The sequence below is a fragment of the Hyphomonas sp. genome (assembly GCF_041398465.1).
Taxonomy (GTDB): domain Bacteria; phylum Pseudomonadota; class Alphaproteobacteria; order Caulobacterales; family Hyphomonadaceae; genus Hyphomonas.
Genome location: NZ_JAWKUS010000003.1, coordinates 285059 through 303590, shown reverse-complemented (window position 1 = coordinate 303590; position 18532 = coordinate 285059). Strand labels below are relative to the sequence as shown.

The following is an 18532-nucleotide window of genomic DNA, read 5'->3' as shown; positions in this document are numbered from 1 at the left end:
AAGGGCCGCCCCTCTTTCGGATGATCAGAAGTCGATGTCCAGTGTCACAAGGGCCGAACGGCCCGGCGCGACATAGGAGAACGGCGTGCCGGAACGGTAGAGCGCATCATAGTAGAGCTCGTCGGTGGCGTTCAGGATATTGAAGGTCACTTCCATATTGTCGGTCAGCTGGTAGCCGCCGAAGACATCGAAGCGCCAATAGTCCGGTACGAAAGTGGAGCCTGCCGCAACCGTGCCGCCGAACTTCTCGCTGTTGTACCCGGCCGTTCCGCCAAGGTGCAGGCGGTCGGTGAACTGGTAGCGGGAGGTCAGCGTGAAGCTCTCTTCCGAGACGTTCGGGAACATCTCGCCGATCTGGGAGGCGATCGAGCTGTCGGTCACTTCGGTCTCGAACAGGGTGAGGCCGCCGAACAGGCTCCACTTGTCGGTGATGTTGCCGGCCACGCCGAACTCCACACCAGTAACTTCCTGGTCCTGCGACCCGGCGGTCGTGGCACCGCGGCCATTGGAGATCGGCACGCCGTCCCGGGTGATCTGGAAGACAGCTGCCGTCAGGTCGAGGTGGCCGCCGAGATTGTACTTCGCGCCAAGCTCGAAGGAATTGTTCTCGACCGGATCCAGCGCCGCAACCAGCGCATCGCAGCCGCCATAGTCGAGCGCGAAGGCGTCTAGCTGTTCGCACGGCGGGTTCGAGGCGGAGGAATAGCTGGCATAGATCGACGCATTCTCGACCGGCTTGTAGACGAGCCCGGCATGCCAGTTGATGAAGTCGCTATCGGCATTGCGATCTTCGGCAGGCGTTCCGTCACGATTGGTCAGGCCGGTCACATCGGCAGAGTAGGTATCTGCCCGCACGCCGATGAAGGCTTCCCATTGCGGGGTGAAGGTCAACGTGTCGAGGGCATAGAGCGCAGCCGTTTCGGTCTCGATGGTCGGCCGTCCGGTGACCTCGGTATCGTTGCCCCACGGAATGGAATTATCCGGATTGTCGAGGTTCAGGAGCGGATTGGAGGTGGCGCCGGTGCAGGGCAGTTCAGCGCATTCGGTGAAGCGGCGCTGGCGGTTCAGTGTTTCCTCGCGCGACAGCTCGATGCCGGTGACCAGCGTGTGGCCGATCGTGCTGGTGTCGAAGCGGAAGGTGAAGCGGCTCTGGTTGGTCCAGTAGTCGGTAATCGCGTCGCGGCGTTTGGCATTGGCGCTGACGGTGCGCGCGTCGGCATCCGGGCGTTCCGGGGCCGAGGCGGTGTAGGCGTTCTTGCTCTGGCCATAGCGCAGCGTGGAAGCGAATTCGACCTTGTCGGAGATCACCCAGTTCACATTGCCGGTATAGACGTCAGCAAAGGTTTCGCCGAAGTCGCGGGAGAGGACGCCGTAGAAATTGTCCCGGTTCACGGCGAACGGACGGTTGTTCTCGGTGTCGTAGGGGTGGCCCCAGTCCGGCATGTAGTCGGTGGACAGATGGTAGTAGTCAAAGCCGAAGGTCAGCGCGTCGGTCGGGGTCCACTCGGCCGCCGCGGCGATGCCCCAGCGGTCGTTGAAGACTTCATCGCGTCCGGCAACTTCGGAGTCGTGCGTCATGGCGTTCAGGCGGACGGTCAGCGTGTCGGTCACTTCGTGGTTCACATCCAGCGTCGCCCGGCGGGTCGCGTCGGAGCCGAGGGTGAATTCCACGTCGCCCCAATCACCCTCACCCGGCTTCTTCGAGACGAGGCTGACGGCGCCGCCGGTCGTGCCCCGGCCGCCAAAGGCCGAGGACGGGCCTTTCAGAACTTCGATCTGCTGGACAGCAAAGGTCTCGCGGGAGCCGACACCCGGGTCGCGGACGCCATCGACATAGACGTCGTTACGGGCATCAAAACCGCGGATAAAGATCCGGTCGCCAAATGCGTTGCCACCCTCGCCGGTGCCGAGCGTGATGCCGGGCTGGCTGCGGAAGAGGTCGCGGAAGGATTTGGCGCCGAGGTCGTGAAGGGTCTCGTCAGTGATAACCGTGATGGTTTTCGGCGTGTCGAGCAGATCCTCGGTGAACAGGCCGCTGGCCGAGCGGATCGCGCGATAGGGCGCATCCGGGTCGCCATAAGGATTGGTGTCCGCAGTGATGTCGGTGACAGTAATGGTCTCGTTGCGAAGTTCCGGTTCTTCCGGAGTGTCAGCGTAGGCCGATACCGCCACGTTGACCGCTATCAGGGCGCAAGCACCGATTTGCGTCCGAAGGTTTTTTGGCTGGCGAATGGCTGGTCTCATCTGGGACTCCCTGAAGTCTTCCCCGTGAATATTGAAAGGAGGCGATATTGCAAATGAGAATAAATCGCAACTGCAAATGAGAATTATTTGCATGGTGTGTTTGGCGATAAAATAGAAGACGCCCGGTCGTTGGGGGGACCGGGCGCCGATGCCGCTCTGGTGCTCTCGAACCGGAACGACATTTTTGGGGGACAGCCAATTACGAACCGTCGATGTTCAATTCGAAAAATCCCCGAACAGAAGGGTTCCCGGCTCCGGATCAAAGTCCGAAACAGCCGAAGTTATTGCGGACCCAGCGATCTGTTCCGCTTAGTCTGTTCTGAGTGTTTCCCGAATTCTGTGGATACTTCGGTATTCAAGATCAGCTGGATTGGCAATAGCGAATGAGAATTATTTGCACAAAAAGGCCGTATTGATGCTTTTTGAGCAGAACGAACAACGCCCGGTCCTTGGGCAGGACCGGGCGTCAGGAAAATAACCTGCTTTCAGGCAGGGAATCAGGCGTCGAGGCGCTCGATGATGATCGCCGGGGCCATGCCGCCAGCGGCACACATGGTGACGAGGCCATAACGGCCGCCGGAACGCTCAAGTTCGTCCAGCGCGGTGCCGATCAGGATCGAACCGGTTGCGCCGATCGGGTGGCCGAGGGCCATGGCGCCGCCATTGATGTTGACCTTGCTGCGATCGAGATCGAGATCGCGGATGAACTTCTCGGCGACGACCGAGAAAGCCTCGTTGATTTCGTAGACGTCGATATCACCGGCGGTGAGGCCAGCCTTGGCCAGCACTTTTCTCGCAGCCGGAACCGGGGCGTTCAGCATCAGCGTCGGGCAGTCACCCATGTTCGCCGTGGCAACAATGCGGCCGCGCGGCTTCAGGCCGTGCTTTTTCATGTAGCCTTCGGACGTCATCAGAACAGCGCCCGAGCCATCCACAACACCGGAAGAGTTGCCGGCATGGTGCACGTGCTGGATCTTGCCTTTGAGCTGCGGGTAGACCTTCTCGATCATGTTGCCGTAGGTCAGGCCCTTGTCGTCGACCGGGATGTCCCAGAACATGTTGAAGACAGTCTTCAGGCCGGCGAGGCTTTCCATCGAGGTGCCCGGACGCGGGAATTCGTCCTTGTCGAGGGCCAGCGTGCCGTCGCGGTTGTAGACAGGCACGACAGATCTGTCGAAACGGCCTTCCTTCAGGGCGACGTCTGCGCGTTCCTGGCTGACCACGGCCAGCTGGTCGACGGCTTCGCGGGTGATGCCTTCCAGAGTCGCAATCGCATCAGCGCAGCAGCCTTGCTGGGACTGCGGGTGCAGGTCACGCAGGTGCAGGTTGCCGGCGTCCATCATCGGCGGGTTCTTCGGGTCGGCGGTGGAAGCCGTGTAGCTCATCATTTCGCAGCCGCCGGCCACGATGCAATCTTCCATGCCGGACATGATCTGTGCCGCAGCGAGATTCACGGTTGTGATGCCGGAACCGCAGAAACGGTCGAGCGTGACGCCGGACGCTTTCACGTCATAGCCAGCGTCGAGTGCAGCCATCCGGCCCATGTCAGCGCCTTGAGCGCCGCGCTGGCTGGAGCAGCCCCAGATGACGTCGTCAACGGTGGCTGTGTCGAGCTTGTTACGCTCGGCAATCTGGCCAAGCACGGTGGCGGCCAGGTGCTGTGGGTGCAGGTGGGCAAGCGAGCCCTTGCCGACTTTGCCGATACCGCGCGGTGTACGGCAGGCATCGATGATGAAGGCGTCAGCCATGATCAGTCTCCGGTTTCCTCAGTTGTGTTCCGCAGGTTTACGCGAACGTAAGGCGCTGCGGAAGTCGTGACGCCGGGGCAGAGTACCTAACGTCAATACAGCGTGATTTTGATTATCCTATCGAATGTGAGATATTGTTCAAATGACACGGGAGTCGAAACGCCGGCCGACCAAAATGGCGGACGGGTGGCACACCAAGGGTGCCCTATTTAGCCTGCTGGCCCTGATGGGCAGCTTTCCGGCGGTTGCAAGCGAGCGCCAAGTGATCCCATTCGAGGTGAATGAGTACGACCATATTGTCGTTCGAATGGAAGTGAACGGGAATGACCGCGCCACCGCTGTCATCGACACGGCAGCGACCTTTCCGATGATCAACCGGCGAACAGCGCGCCTCGCTGAAATCCCGGAGCTCGGTGAAAACCCACCCTTGATCAGCGTGCTGGGTCTGGCGGGCGAGGATATTTTTCCGGTTGTAAGCCTGGATTCCATGGTGGTTGGAAATGTGTCGAAGACGGACATGCCTGTCGCGCTGAACGAAGATTTCGATGTCATTGGAACGCAGAACGTTCTGCCAGCGAATGCCTTCGAAGGCGATGTGCTGGACTTCGATTTCGAGAACCAGCGTGTGATGGTTTACGACGGCCGGCCTGACCGAAGCGTCCGGTTGATCCCAAGCTCTATTCGTTACGAAGACCGGGACGGTCTGATCTTCATCCAGGTCGAAATTAATGGCCGCAAGGGAAAAGCCCTGGTCGACACCGGTTCGAATGTCACCTTCATCAACAGTTCGTTTGCCGAATATTCCGGAACCCGGACGAATGAAGAGAAGACAAAGCTGTTGCAGGGGGCCACGAATGGAGACCTCTCACTCCGCATTGCCACCGCGCGATCTATGGATATTGGAGACTATGGTATTGCCCGGGCCGACATCCTCGTTTCGGATCCGCCCCTGTTTGAATACATGGGCCTGGATCAAGAGCCGGCAATGGTGCTCGGCATAGACATCCTTTCCGCCTTCCGGGTGCAGATAGACCGGCGGCGCAATCGTCTGATCCTCAGTGTCCCGGGGGCACGGCAAAGACCGAAGGCCTTGGGCTACAGCCCGACCGATGCGTACATACGGGAACCGTAGCGACAGCCTAGCCAAATGCTCCATAGGCATGCGTCACGGCCAGGCTAATGCCGTGCAGCGTTCGGCCGATCTCATCCAGCGGGTCAATGATGTCTCTGTGAATCCGCTCATAGCCGTAAGAGGAGCTACGCGTCTGGCTACCGGCTTCGGTCAGTGCCTGCAGGGGTGTGTCTTCGTCCCGGGCGCGGGGGAAAATTTCGCCGAGCAGCTCGACCACTTCAGCAAAGCGCATTTCTGAAACCATGTTCACCACATCGCGGGCGCTGGCGTCATGGCGTTCAGATAGCCGGGGCAAGCCGCCAACGAGTGCGAAGGCGCGCATCATCAGCGCCTGCCGCACGGCATGCAGCACGTGCAGGGCAAGCCGGTTCTCGTGGCGCTCTTCCGTGGAAGGGGCATCCAGCAGCTGTGCTGTCAAACGGTCGAACCGCCGGAGGTCCACCGATAGGAGGTTGGCGATCCGGTCTATCGAGACGGCCGTCTCGTCTGCGCGCAGGGCATAATAGACGGCTCGGTAAGCGCCAGCGCCGCTTTCGGTCTTCATCATGCGGGCATGCGCGATCCAGACGCCGGGGTCGTAGACACGGGCATACCCGCGAAGGGCGGGCAGGCTGGTGAGGCTACGGGCTTTAGCGGCGAGGAAGACGAGGTGCCGCATGCGGGGGCTGTGATCAATCAGGTCCACCAGCCGTTCGGTTTCACGTTGAAGGGAGGAGCCGATCCCGGCGGCCGTGTTCACTGGAACGCTCAATTGTTGCAGCGTTGCATTATGGGAAATCGCGCGCAGGGAACGCGGACCGGCAGGGCCCGCAGCACGGCGCTTCGGTCGCGAACCCGCCTTCACGGTCAGCCCACTGGAGAATGCTCCCAGCAAGCGGCCATAGTCCGGATTCACGAACAGGCGCTCATGCCAGGCCCGCAGGGCACGGTAGAAATCCCAGACCAGATCGGTGCGCGTGTAGAACGGGTCTGTCTTCGATGCTTCATCGACCGGCTGGAAAATATGCACGCCCCATGCGGCCATTGTCGCGTCGGCAAGCACCGGGCTGGCGAAATGGAGATACCCGTCCCCGCCCTGGAAGCTGACTTCATGGCGCAGCTTCAGGCCGCGCATGTCCGCACCGGCGCGGGTCCAGGGCGTCAGCAAATGATCGAAGCGCTGCTGGAACGTGCCCGGCCACGCACCCCGACCCATGGATTCGCCATGCGTGTTAAAGATGAGAAGGTCCACGCCCGCATTCTTGGCCGCCAGCGCCCGGGAGATGAGATTATGGATCCGCTCGATGGCCATGTCGGCGGCGACCTGCCCGATGAACCGTCCGGCATCGGAGAAGCCGAGCTGAATGGACAAATATCCGCGCTGCTTCACATAGGCGAGGAATTCCGGTTCCTCCAGCAGGCGCTCTATGAAGCGCCCACCTGTTTCCAGCGCTTCCGGCGTTTCGAACAGGGGCGAGATGTCCAGCATCTCGTCGACGCCATATTGCCGTGCGAGATACAGCGCGCCCATGACGGTGGCCGGGTTCTCGCTTTCCGCAATCAGGAAACGGATGACCGAGCCGGCATCGATATGCTTCAGGATCTGGGCGCACATCATGAACTGGCGCCGGGCGGTCGACTGTTCCATGAAGAGGTCGCCGAAATTGACATTCACGGGCTTTGATTTGCGCGCCTTCTGGGCAAGCTCGGCGAGGGCGACCCGGCCAAGCTCGCGATCTTCTGTCTCGAGGCCGAGATCGCGATTGATCACCGTACGGACCTGAGCGGCATTGACGCGCAGATGTATCCGCGCCGTGCCGAGCTGTTGGGCCTCGACTTCGGCGCGGAAGACAATGAGTTCCGCGGCGAGATCGTCGCTGGCAGTGCGCAGGCCCTCGTCGAGACCATGCAAAATCTCCCCGGCGTCCAGGATTGTCGGCGGGGCATGTTCCGTGATGGCGTTTGCTGCAACGACAAGATTGTCCGCGTTTGTCAGGTCCCGCGCAAAAAGGTCGGCATGTTTGCGCGTCAGGGCTGCTGCCTTGCGCAGATGCCCGGCCAGGCCATCCAGCCACGCCGACTTGCCGGTTCTGAAGAGAATGTCCTGCGCCCGGGCGGCGTAGCGCTCCAGCTGCATGGCTTTTTCCGTCAGGCGGAAGGTCAGCGACTGCGACCAGTGAATGTCAGCCCGGCCGTCCAGGTCATAACCGACCCAGCACGCGAGAGTGGGCAAGGCGGGGCGCAGCGCCCGCCAATGGTCGGGGAATCTCTTCCTTGCGATCCGCAGGATGGTTTCCGCCATCCTGCGCTGGGCGTGCGCTGTGTTTTCGAGGGCCGCCTGCACTTCTTCATGCTCGCCATGGAGGCTGATCGACTGGTTCCAGCCTCGGCTATCGGACTTGATCAGCTTGGCGAGCCGGGCGCGGCTGGCTTTCGTCGGTTTGTGGACATGGGCGGCGAAAGCCGCACGCAGATCGGTCGACAGGGCAAAGGTCGGATGCCCGGTGAAGACCAGCCCGCCGCGTTCCTGAGCCAATGCGGCGGCAAAAGCATCGAACCCCTCTTCGGCGATCTCCTCCAACCGGGCGATCAGCGGTGCCCAGGCAGTTTTTTCGTCCGCTCCGGCATGCTGGGCACGGAAACGGTCAGCCCGCTCGCCGATCAGCTCGAGATGAACTTCATTGGCCAGTGATGCGAGGTCGGATTGCGTGACCTTTCCATCTTCCAGGTCCCGGAACAGGGTCTGGGTCAGCGCAAAGACCGAATTGGTCATTGGGTCTATGTCGATCCGTTGAGCCTGTTGCCGCAGAAATTCCTGCGCAGCATCAAGGGTCAAAGGCAGCGTCCCGGTCGTCTGGTCCATGGTCGCCAGTCAAACCGGCCTTCGGCCGGAAAGTCAAAGCGATCATCCCCTTGGGGAAACCTTACTGTACCAATTGCCGGATATCCTAGCGGCGACGGACGAATTTGATGGCGCCGAACAGGCCGGCGAGCACGGAACCGACACCGCCGAGGAAGACGGCGAGCGGGTTGGCCTGGTCCGCGAACGCGATCGCGCGGTTGAGACCCGTCACTTTCACAGTCACCGTATTATGGAAGGTCCGCAGTGGCACAGCAGGTCCGTCATCAATGGCATAGATATCAAAGGTCAGTTCCTGGTTGCCCGCAGTCAGAGGCGTGACCGACCATCGCCAGGTGTTTTCGGTCAGCGGCGAGATCGTCTGCTGTTCCGGCGTCATCGCCTTGATCGCGAAGCCTGAGCCCGACAGGCGTGCTTCCACCGTCTTGGAGACCTGCGCGGTACCTTCGGAAATATTGCCGTGGCCTGGAAGGGCATCGACAGCCGTGGAATCCCCCGTCGCATCGATGGCAAGCACAGCTTCGAACGGGCGCTTGTATTCGGCGGCTGCGGGCGTTTCGTGGGCGACCGGCACCGTCTTCAGGTTTTCGAGGAATGAGTCGGACGGCGCAGGCGCCATGACATCCGGGGCGACTTCAATGCCGGCCATGGATTCGGTACCGGCCGCACCGCTCCCGGACACGCCTTCGGTGCTGAACATCGGCTCGTCCAGGGTCGGGGCGGGCAGCGAGCGGGAAAGCGAAGGCGCCGACGCCGTCTCGGCCAGGATTTCTTCATCCGGGATGGGCGGCAGGGCTTCTGCTTCCGGCAGGGCTTCGACGGTCACATCGTCCATCGCGATGGCTTCTTCTGTCGGCATCGCTTCGACCGTCACGCCGTATTTCGGCGCATATACCTCCATGAGGCGCGAACCGCCATAACCTGCCACAAGAAGGCCAGCCAGAAGGACGAGGATCGAGAGAAATCTCAACATGGCGGTCACGTGCTCCGTACGGTGAATCGCAGCCTGACCCTAGCAGAGGTTCAGGCGCCGGGAAAACTGTTCCGAGCCGCTTCGTAGAACGCAATTGCGGCAGCATTGGACACGTTGAGGCTTTCCATGGCGGCGCTGATCGGGATGCGGGCAAGTTCGGCGCAGGCCTTGGCCACGCCGGGGCGGAGGCCCGGGCCTTCGGCGCCCAGTACGATGGCCAGCTTGCCAGCACCTTTGACGGCCTGTGCGATGTCCGCCTCGCCCTCACCCGCCAGGCCAACCGTGTGGTAGCCTGCCTCGCCCAATTGTTCGAGCGCGCGGGAAATATTGACGACGCGGGCCTCGGCCACTGTTTCGATGGCGCCGACGGCGCTTTTGGCGACGATTCCGGTGATCGGCGGGGCGTTCCGGGTCTGCAAGACAAGGGCGCCGAAGCCGAAGGCAGCAGCAGAACGGTAGATCGCCCCCAGATTGTGAGGGTCGGACACCTGATCCAGCACCACGATCCGCTCCAAGCCTTCATGGATCAGGTCTTCCAGCGCGACCGGGTCCAGCGGCTCTGCGCGCAGGGCGAGGCCCTGATGGACCGAACCGGGCGGTAGCCTGGTATCGATATCACTGGCGGTCACAATATGAGGTTTCGGTGCGTCGGCGGGCAGACGGGCAGCGGCATTTTCGGTCGCCAGCAGCTCGATCAGCTTGCGTTCCGGGTTGGCCAGCGCCGCTTCAACGGCGTGGATACCCCAGATCCAGACGCCGGAATCGCCACTTGGGTGGCCCTTGTTGGGATGCCGGGGGCCGGGGCGGTGCCCCTGCGGCGGGGCACCGTCCTGACGGCGTCCCGGACGGCCTTGTGCATTTCGCCGTCTTCCATGGTTGCGCGCCATTTGGTGTTTCCTTATAAGGCCGCTTCCGGTGTGGATCGGCGGTGCTGCGGCGCCTATGTGAAGCCCCGGTCGTACGGCGTCAACGCCGTGCAGCCCGTGAGGTCCCGTGGAGGGATGGGTGAGTGGTTAAAACCGCCAGACTGTAAATCTGGTCCGCAAGGTACGCTGGTTCGAATCCAGCTCCCTCCACCACCTCAGGCGGCTGCATGCTTGCGGCGCGGGTATAGCACAATGGTAGTGCAGCAGCCTTCCAAGCTGAGTATGTCGGTTCGATTCCGTCTACCCGCTCCAGCCTTCTTCTGAACTGCAGGAATTTACCGCCTCTATCTGCGGTTACCCCGGAAGGGGCAAATGTGCCTGAACACGCGGCCGCCGTGAGGAGCGGGCGAGACATTCGCCCCGATGCTCCCTACATGAAACACATGCGTGTCCCACTCATGATCCTGTCAGCCCTTGGTGCCGGTTTCGTCGCAGGCCGTAAGCTGTTGGGGAAGGAGATCAGCGGCCGGAAGAACAAGGCTATTGAATCCGCGGTTCAGGAAGCGCGCCACCGCATCCGGGCTGACACGATGTTGTTCGTCTCGCGCGGTTTCCGCCGCTTCGCCATCGCAACCGGGATCAAGCTGGTGATCCTGCTCTGGCTGTGGGGCTTGCACCATTTTGCCGGCATGCCGCGGCCTGTCTTTGCGACCATCACGGTGATGACGCTGTCTGTGTTCATGATGCGCGACTTGTGGATAAATTATCCCGCCATCCGGCTGACCCTGACAGAGCTGCACCGCCATGGCTGGCATCCGAAGCGGGCGGTGACAGAGACAATCGCCGCGCGCGTTTTCGAAGAAGTGCTGGCCGAGGCAGGGAACCGGAAGCAGACGCGTACGGGCGCTGTCATGCTGATGCTTGCGGGAGAAGACCGCAGCCAGATGCATCATGATGTGGCCACCGCCGTCGCGGATATTGCGCGCGAAACGACCTGGGACGACATCCGCCCACATATTATTTCAGCCGTGGTGAGGATCGGGACGCTGGCCCTGATCTACAGCGCCAGCGTCTGGGTCCTGGTGCATTACTGATCAGTTGAGACCGAGCGCCTCGGAAATCACGGACCAGTCCACCATCTTGAAGTTCTGATTGAGTTCGGAGACCGGATTGGCGTCGTCCTGGACAACCAGCAGGCCGGCAGGCAAGCCCGGCAATGGGGCGGAGGAAATGTCGAGACCGTCCGTGTGGCTCACGCCGCCGATATCGGTTGCTTCGTTGTCTACAATCGTGAAGACGCCCCGCGGGGCGAAAGGCGGGGCACGGTCATAAACGACATAACGGTCAGCCGCTTGTGCAGATACGACCAGGTAGCCGGAATCCGCATCATCGCCGAGCCAGAGGCTCATCCCTTCGACATCCTCGACAAGGCCGTTGGCTGCTGCGATCGTATCGACCACAACCGGCTCTGCAGTGTCGTCTTTCAGGTTCACCGCCCAAACACCGAACGCCTCTTCGCCTACGAACAGTCGGCCATTTGCGTCGTCGAACACGCACCCTTCCAGTTTGGAGGGCAGCTTCACGACGCGATCGAGAGATGGGGCCAGCGTGTCGACGGTTTCCCAGGTGGCAGACCAGATCTGGACCGTGCCATCCTTGTAGGTGACCGCTGCCATGTAGGTTTCGCCGGACAGGCCCGCGCAGATGCCGTAAGGCTCCTCCTTGCCGGTTGGCGAATTGCCGATATGCGACACGGCCAGCGTTTCCGGATTGATGTCGAACCACGAAATTGCATTGTCGGAATCGTTGGAGGCGATCGCGGTATTGCCGCGCAGGTCGACATTGTTGACTTGGCCGACGGGCAGTTCCTGCAACTCGCCGCCGTCGAGGGCGTAGACGTAAACGCCTTCATCCTTGTTCGTACCGAGGATGAGCGAACTGGCCGGATCGGACGTGTTGACCCAGATGGCCGGGTCGTCTGCGAGGTCGCCTTCGCCATTCATCGGGGCGGTTTCGTTCATCGCCACCACGGTGGCAATCTCGCCAGTGTAGGGTGCCGGACCTGTGGCGCAGGCTGCGAGCGGCACGAGGGCGGCGAGCCAGTAGGTGGATTTCATTGCAAATATCCTGATCTTGTGTGGCAGGGCCGGAATCCGCTTGGCGAATCCCGGCCCCCCGTGAGTCTGTTTACTAGCGTAGACTGACTAGTATGTCAGCCGCACGCCGAACACGCCGGACCAGCCGAACTCGTCATACTGCGACAAACGGCTTTCATTGCCGTGGTAGTAGAATTCCGGCTCGTCGGTCAGGTTCTTGCCTTCGAAATAGACCTGAATGTGATCGTTCAGCTCATACTTGGCGGAGGCTTCGACCCGCATGTGGTCGCTGGTGTAACGGTCCAGGTTTTCGCCGAACAGTTCATCGACATAGTCGCCGCGATAGTTGGCCGACACGCGCAGGTCCCATGGGCCTTTGTCGTAACCGAGAGAGACGTTCCACACCGTGTCGTTCTGCTTCAACAGCGGAACTTCGCGGCCATCCGGCAGCGTCGCTTCGGAATCGGCCAGCGTCAGGTTCGCCGAGACGAGGAAGCCATCGAATGCACCGCCGAGGAAGCCAAGGCCCTGGACATAGTTGAACTCGACACCTTTCACCGTCGCCTCACCGGCGTTGATATAGGTCGCAACCTCTTCAAGACCGGCAAGTGTGGCAGAGTCCAGGAAGGAAAGGTCGATCGAACCCGGAACGTCTTCGATGTCATAGGTGACCGGGAAGATGGCGTTGCGGATGCTCTTGTAGAACACGCCGGCCGACAGGACGGAGAGCTTGGTCGGGTAGTATTCGATCGAAGCATCGATGTTGCTGGCCTCGTACGGATCGAGCGCCGGGTTACCCATTTCTGCTTCGTCACGGTCGTCGTTCAGAGCGAAGGTCGGACGCATTTCACCGAAGGCTGGGCGCACGATCGACGAGTAGTATGCCGCGCGGCCGATCAAATTGTCGGCGAACGCGTATTTCAGGTTCAGGCTCGGCAGGAAGTGCGCGTACGTATCTTCATATTGGCGCTTGCCGACATTGGCCGGATCGTCTTCTTCGAAGAAGATATTGCCGGTGGACGAAACATCGGTCGCTTCGATCCGGGCACCGACCACGGCGGTCAGGTTCTGCATCTGGAACGTACCCATGCCGTAACCGGCAAGGATTTTCTCGTTGATGGTGTAGTCGGCCGAGAGGCTGTCAAAGTTGGAACCATCTGCGTCCAGTTCGTCTGCCGTGAAGGCATTGCGCAGGGCTTTGGTCAGGTCGCCGTTCGGCCACTCGAACATCGGGTTCCCCATGCGCCAGCCGGAAACCTGGGCATTGTCGGTGATGTAGTCCGTGAGCAGGACATCGTCACGCTCATAGATCATCAGGTTCTCGTCGCGGACTTTTTCACGGTCGCGCAGTTTCATGCCGAACTTCCAGGTGACCGGCGTATCGCCCAGCACCGTGTCGTTCGTCACGTCGAACTTGTAGGACCATTCGGTGTCTTCATTGATGGTGAACTCGCGTTCGTAGGCGTCCATTTCATAGTTGGACGGATCAAGCAGGAAATCGAAGCCCGGGCCGGAGAAGACCGGTTTTTTCGGGTTGGAATTATCCCACAGCAGGATGCCGCTGCCACTCATGTCGTCGGAACGGAAGTTCACGTCGTGGTTGTTGGAGTCGTCTTCCTCGGCGTAGGCATAGGAGATTTCGTAGTCGAAAGCCCAGTTGCCAGCGAACGTCTGGCCGCCGACAGCATAGGTCTGGATGTTGCGAACCTCTTCGCGTACGCGCACCTCGGCGTCCGCTTCGGCATAGTCGAAGGCAAAACCGTTGGCGGTGAGTGCCGGGTCTTCCTCGTCGAGGCTGCGGAATTCCCACTTGTTGCGGGTTTCATCATCCTTGTACTGGTTATACAGGGTGCGAAGGTAGAGTTCAGTGTTTTCCGTCAACCGGTAGTCGATGTTGACGACGAGGCCGATACGCTCACGGCTCAGGTCATAGAAGCGCTGCTCATAGTCATCGTCGGGGACGAAGGCGCCGAGGTCGTCATTGTAACCCCAGCCGCCGGTTTCGTTGTTGTGCGCCTGAATGCGCAGATCCTGGTAGTTCAGCGAGGCGGCTACGCCCAGTTTTTGACCAAATACGTTGGAGTAGGTGAGGGTACCTTTCGGTGAAATCTCTTCAGTGATTTCGTTGTAGGAGCCTTCCAGCTTTGCGCGGAAGAACTGGCCGTCGCGGTCAAATGCCGAGATCGTTTTCAGGTTGATCACGCCGCCGATTGTATCAGCGTCGACGTCCGGCGTCAGGGATTTCTGAACTTCAATGCCGTCCAGAAGGTCGGACGGCACGCCGTCCAGCAGGACGCCGCGGCGGTCTTCCGGGGACGGGGTACGCACCCCATTGATGGTGGCGGAGATCAGGTCGGTGTTGATGCCGCGGATCGAAACGTAGCGGCCTTCGCCCTGGTCGTTTTCGATCGACAGGCCAGGCACGCGCGACAGCGAGTCGGCCACAGTCGTGTCGGGGAAGTTGCCGAGACCGTCAGAGTCGATGACATTGATCAGGGCATCGGAAGCGCGCTGCTGGTTGATCGCGCCGGCCTGCGCGGCGGCAGAGCCGACAACAAGAATGTTGTCGAGATAGCGGACATCGCCGCCGAGCATCAGGTCAACCTTGGCCGTACCAGCCAGAGAGACGTCCGCAGTGACAGCATCTGCGCCGACATAGGAAACTGAAAGCGTGTAGTCGCCAGCCGGGATGTTGTTGAACCGGTAAGCACCGAAACGGTCGGACGAAACCGTGCGACCCAGTTCCTCAATAGTGACGAGTGCGCCTTGGAGCGGTGCCTCGCCGGATGCGTCGGTCACCTTGCCGGTGATGACGTCGGCGGACGCCGCCTGAATGAGACCGGCCGAGGCAACCCCGAGCGCGAGCAGTGAACGATATGATTTTGTCATGACAGACCCCTCTGTAAATCGAGCGGGCCTTCCCATAGTTTCTTGACGGGCTGATCTCGGAATTGTCACGGTTCGGTGACACGGGGCGTTTACCGGTACGCCGCGGCCATGAAACCGAAGTTTGCCCGGACACTGCGTCATTCGGGCAACAGCCGCGAAGCGATCTTACTGAATTTTGTATGCGTTTTTGAAAATAGCCGCCTGATCGGGGCGGCGTGTCCCGACTCGTTGAATCTGGGTGTAGCGACCCCCTTGGAAAATCATAATTTACGCTTATGTAAAGTGTAAAGTAAGCCCGGAGAGAGACCGCTATGATCAGGGACAGCGAGAATATGGAGCCGTTGGTGGCCGAAGCCAGTGGTTTGCTCAAATCCCTCAGCCATCCGGACAGGCTGATGATCTGCTGCCAGTTGCGCGGCGGGGAAACTTCTGTCGGGGACATGGAAGCAGACCTGGGCATCCCGCAGCCACGCCTGTCGCGTGAACTTGCCAAGCTGCGGGAGGAGGGCGTGCTGACCGCGCGCCGGAATGCGCGGCAGGTTTTTTATACACTTTCAGACAAGCGCGCGCATGCGATGGTGGATGCGATCTGCTCGGTGATGCTGGGCAAGCAGGCCGATCCGCAAGTGCGCATTTCCAAGACACCCAAAGCCAGGAATTGAGGAACCCCGAGATGACAAATCCCGTTGTGACAGCCTTCTTCGACGAGCCGACCTATACGGTGAGCTATGTCGTGGCCGACCCTGAAACCAGGGTCTGCGCGGTAGTCGATTCCGTGCTGGATTTCGATCCCGCATCCGGCCGCACGAACACCGAATCCGCCGACGAGATCATTGAGTTCATTCAGAAAAATGAACTGGAAGTGGCATGGATCCTGGAAACCCACGTTCATGCCGACCACCTTTCGGCCGCGCCCTACCTGCAGGAAAAACTGGGCGGCAAGATCGCCATTGGCGCCGAGATCCGCACCGTGCAGGACACGTTCGGCAAGATCTTCAATGAAGGCACCAGGTTCCAGCGCGACGGCAGCCAGTTCGACAAGCTGATGGTCGACGGCGACACTTTCCGTATCGGGAACATCGAGGCCCATGCCATGCACACGCCCGGCCACACGCCGGCCTGCATGACCTACGTCGTCGGCGATGCGGCTTTCGTTGGCGATACCATGTTCATGCCGGACTATGGCACCGCCCGGGCGGACTTTCCCGGCGGAGACGCCCGGACGCTCTACCATTCGATCAAGAGAGTTCTCAGCCTGCCGCCTGAAACCCGGCTGTTCATGTGTCACGACTACAAGGCGCCGGGCCGCGACGAGTACAAATGGGAAACCACGGTTGCCGAGGAGCGGGCGAACAATGTCCACGTCCATGACGGGGTGACCGAGGACGAATTCGTCGCCATGCGCGAGGCGCGGGATGCGACGCTGGACATGCCGCGCCTGATCCTGCCCTCGATCCAGATCAATATGCGCGCCGGCCAGATGCCCGAGCCGGACGATAATGGCACCAGCTATCTGAAAATTCCGCTGAACGCTCTATAGTGCCGGGAAAAGCCGGGGGCTGAACGCGTGAGACTGTCCGATCACCTGCCCATTCTGCAATGGGGCCGCACCTACAATGGCGGCACGTTCGCCAATGACATGGTGGCTGCGGTGATCGTGACGGTCATGCTGATCCCGCAATCGCTGGCCTATGCGATGCTGGCAGGCCTGCCGCCGCAGGTGGGGCTCTATGCCTCCATCCTGCCTCTGATCGTATACGCCATTTTCGGCACCAGTCGGACGATGGCGGTTGGCCCGGTGGCGATCCTGTCGCTGATGACCGCGGTGGCCGCCGGTAAGGTGGCCGAGCAGGGCACACCGGAATACCTGATGGCCGCGATCATTCTGGCCGTCATCTCCGGGTTGATGCTGGTGGTGATGGGCGTTTTCCGGCTGGGCTTCCTCGCCAATTTCCTGAGCCACCCGGTTGTCTCCGGTTTCGTCACGGCAGCCGGCATCCTGATCGCCGTCAGCCAGCTGAAATACCTGCTGGGCGTACAGGCGAGCGGCCACAACATTATCGAGACACTGGCCAGCATCGTCAGCCATCTGGGCGATGTGAACTGGTACACCGTTTCCATCGGCATCCCGGCGGTGGCCTTCCTGTTCTGGGCGCGCAAGGGCCTTCAGCCGCTGCTGCTGGCCCTGGGCCTGAAGGAGAATATCGCAGGCACGCTGGCCCGGTCCGCGCCGGTTCTGGCCGTGGCGCTGGGCGGCGTGGCGGTCGTGGCCTTCGGGCTGGAAGCCAAAGGCGTGAACATTGTCGGCGACATTCCGAAAGGCCTGCCGGGCCTGACCGTGCCGGCGTTCGACCCCGGCCTGTGGCGCTCACTGCTGGGTTCCTCTGCCCTGATCGCGATGATCAGCTTCATCGAGTCCGTCTCCATGGCGCAGACGCTGGCTGCGCGGCGGCGCCAGCGGATCAACCCTGACCAGGAACTCATTGCCCTCGGCGCGTCCAGCATCGCAGCAGGCTTTTCCGGCGGCTATCCCGTGACTGGCGGCTTTGCGCGGTCCGCGGTGAACTTCGATGCGGGCGCCGAGACGCCTGCGGCGGGTGCCTTCACGGCCGTCGGCCTGGCGCTTGCCGCGCTGTTCCTGACACCATTGCTCTACAATTTGCCGCAGGCCGTACTGGCCGCAACCGTGATCGTTGCTGTGCTGGGCCTCGTGGACCTGAAGAAACTCGTTCACACGCTCAGCTATTCGAGGTGGGATTTTGCCGCCATGCTCGGCACGATCCTCGTCACGCTTCTGACAGGCGTGGAACTCGGCGTCACGACCGGCATTATCGTGTCCATCGGGTTGCACCTCTACACGACCTCCAAGCCGCACTTCGCCATTGTGGGGCAGGTGCCGGGCACCCATCATTTCCGCAATGTGAACCGGCATGCCGTGGTGGTTCCGAAGCACATTGTCACGATACGGATCGACGAAAGCCTCTACTTTGCCAATGCGCGCTTCCTGGAGGATACAGTTTACTGTGTCCTCGGGAACCGGCCGGACGTTGAGCACATCGTGCTGATGTGTCCGGCAGTGAACCATATCGATGTCAGCGGGCTTGAAAGCCTCGAAGCCATCAACCGGCGCCTGAAGGATGCCGGCGTCACGCTGCACCTCAGCGAAGTGAAGGGACCGGTGATGGACCGGCTGAAACGCACGCATTTCCTGCAGGATCTGACGGGCAATGTCTACCTGAACCAGTTCGATGCTATCGTGGACCTCGACTATGATTGCGCGAAATCCGCGATCGAGAAGACCGGGGACGTGACCGATCCGACCTCCGATCCATGCCCCTCGCAATGTATTGCGGGCGTGCGGGAAATGGGCTGAAGCCGGGCATTCGTCTCTCCCTATTCGACGGATAAGCGCCCCGCGCCACACTGCGCGCATGGCAAACCGAACACAAAGACGAGACATCACCGACCGGGATGGACGGGCGATGCGGCTGCTGCATCTCAGCGGGCGCAGCGTGGCCGAGATTGCGCGGCGCCTTGGCCGCGATGCGGCGGTCATTTCCCGCTACATGAAACGGCATGATCTGAAGCGGCCCGAAGCGCCGCTGGAGCGCCAGACGCTGGCGCTGGAATACGCGGCGGACCTGCAAATCGACGCGCTGATCTCTGCTCAGGGAACGGAGGACATAAACGCCGCCGCCGCGATCATCGTGCGCATGGCGGGGGAAGTGCGCCGGATGCATGAGGC

Annotated in this window: 12 protein-coding genes, 2 tRNA genes and 1 pseudogene; 8 read left to right on the top strand and 7 right to left on the bottom strand. The window is 61.1% G+C overall.

The features are described from left to right. Positions 1 to 24 precede the first annotated feature (24 nt). Entirely contained in the window at positions 25 to 2244 is a 2220-nt protein-coding gene (locus R3C98_RS11880) for a TonB-dependent receptor (RefSeq protein ID WP_371314290.1), read from the bottom strand. 497 nt (positions 2245 to 2741) lie between these two features. Further along, positions 2742 to 3992, bottom strand: a complete 1251-nt coding sequence (locus R3C98_RS11875; protein WP_371314289.1) for an acetyl-CoA C-acetyltransferase — start codon at positions 3990 to 3992, stop codon at positions 2742 to 2744. 142 nt (positions 3993 to 4134) lie between these two features. On the opposite strand from R3C98_RS11875, the gene R3C98_RS11870 reads away from it, so the two are divergent. Further along, positions 4135 to 5124 carry an aspartyl protease family protein gene (locus tag R3C98_RS11870; RefSeq protein ID WP_371314288.1) on the top strand — a complete coding sequence of 330 codons (990 nt, stop codon included), beginning with the start codon at positions 4135 to 4137 and terminating at the stop codon, positions 5122 to 5124. Between the two features lie 7 nt (positions 5125 to 5131). Here the strand turns inward: R3C98_RS11870 and R3C98_RS11865 are convergent, their stop codons facing one another. The 3 genes from R3C98_RS11865 to R3C98_RS11855 form a co-directional block, all read right to left on the bottom strand. Further along, positions 5132 to 7966, bottom strand: coding sequence for a phosphoenolpyruvate carboxylase (locus tag R3C98_RS11865; RefSeq protein WP_371314287.1), 2835 nt, complete (start codon positions 7964 to 7966; stop codon positions 5132 to 5134). Positions 7967 to 8051: 85 nt separating this feature from the next. After that, positions 8052 to 8936, bottom strand: a complete 885-nt coding sequence (locus tag R3C98_RS11860; protein ID WP_371314286.1) for a hypothetical protein — start codon at positions 8934 to 8936, stop codon at positions 8052 to 8054. Between the two features lie 50 nt (positions 8937 to 8986). Continuing rightward, complete coding sequence (locus R3C98_RS11855; RefSeq protein WP_371314285.1) at positions 8987 to 9823, bottom strand: TrmH family RNA methyltransferase; 837 nt, start codon at positions 9821 to 9823, stop codon at positions 8987 to 8989. Between the two features lie 108 nt (positions 9824 to 9931). Here R3C98_RS11855 and R3C98_RS11850 point away from each other — a divergent pair. From R3C98_RS11850 to R3C98_RS11840, 3 genes are all read left to right on the top strand, one after another. Then, positions 9932 to 10015: transfer RNA gene (locus R3C98_RS11850), tRNA-Tyr, on the top strand. A gap of 25 nt (positions 10016 to 10040) precedes the next feature. Continuing rightward, positions 10041 to 10114 (top strand) — tRNA-Gly (locus tag R3C98_RS11845). 131 nt (positions 10115 to 10245) lie between these two features. Beyond that, positions 10246 to 10896 carry a hypothetical protein gene (locus R3C98_RS11840; RefSeq protein ID WP_371314284.1) on the top strand — a complete coding sequence of 217 codons (651 nt, stop codon included), beginning with the start codon at positions 10246 to 10248 and terminating at the stop codon, positions 10894 to 10896. On the opposite strand, the gene R3C98_RS11835 is transcribed toward R3C98_RS11840, so the two are convergent. After that, a complete protein-coding gene (locus tag R3C98_RS11835; RefSeq protein WP_371314283.1) occupies positions 10897 to 11919 on the bottom strand; it encodes a phytase in 1023 nt (340 codons plus the stop codon). Positions 11920 to 12006: 87 nt separating this feature from the next. After that, a complete protein-coding gene (locus R3C98_RS11830; RefSeq protein WP_371314282.1) occupies positions 12007 to 14787 on the bottom strand; it encodes a TonB-dependent receptor in 2781 nt (926 codons plus the stop codon). Between the two features lie 311 nt (positions 14788 to 15098). Here R3C98_RS11830 and R3C98_RS11825 point away from each other — a divergent pair, with 311 nt between their 5' ends. From R3C98_RS11825 to R3C98_RS11810, 4 genes and pseudogenes are all read left to right on the top strand, one after another. Next, positions 15099 to 15449, top strand: coding sequence for a metalloregulator ArsR/SmtB family transcription factor (locus R3C98_RS11825; protein WP_371314281.1), 351 nt, complete (start codon positions 15099 to 15101; stop codon positions 15447 to 15449). Between the two features lie 11 nt (positions 15450 to 15460). After that, entirely contained in the window at positions 15461 to 16327 is an 867-nt protein-coding gene (locus tag R3C98_RS11820) for an MBL fold metallo-hydrolase (protein ID WP_371314280.1), read from the top strand. Positions 16328 to 16354: 27 nt separating this feature from the next. After that, on the top strand, positions 16355 to 18160 hold the full coding sequence (locus tag R3C98_RS11815) for a SulP family inorganic anion transporter (RefSeq protein WP_371314279.1): 1806 nt from the start codon (positions 16355 to 16357) through the stop codon (positions 18158 to 18160). 58 nt (positions 18161 to 18218) lie between these two features. Further along, positions 18219 to 18353 (top strand): annotated as a pseudogene (locus R3C98_RS11810) (helix-turn-helix domain-containing protein); the annotation flags it as partial. Positions 18354 to 18532: the final 179 nt, after the last annotated feature.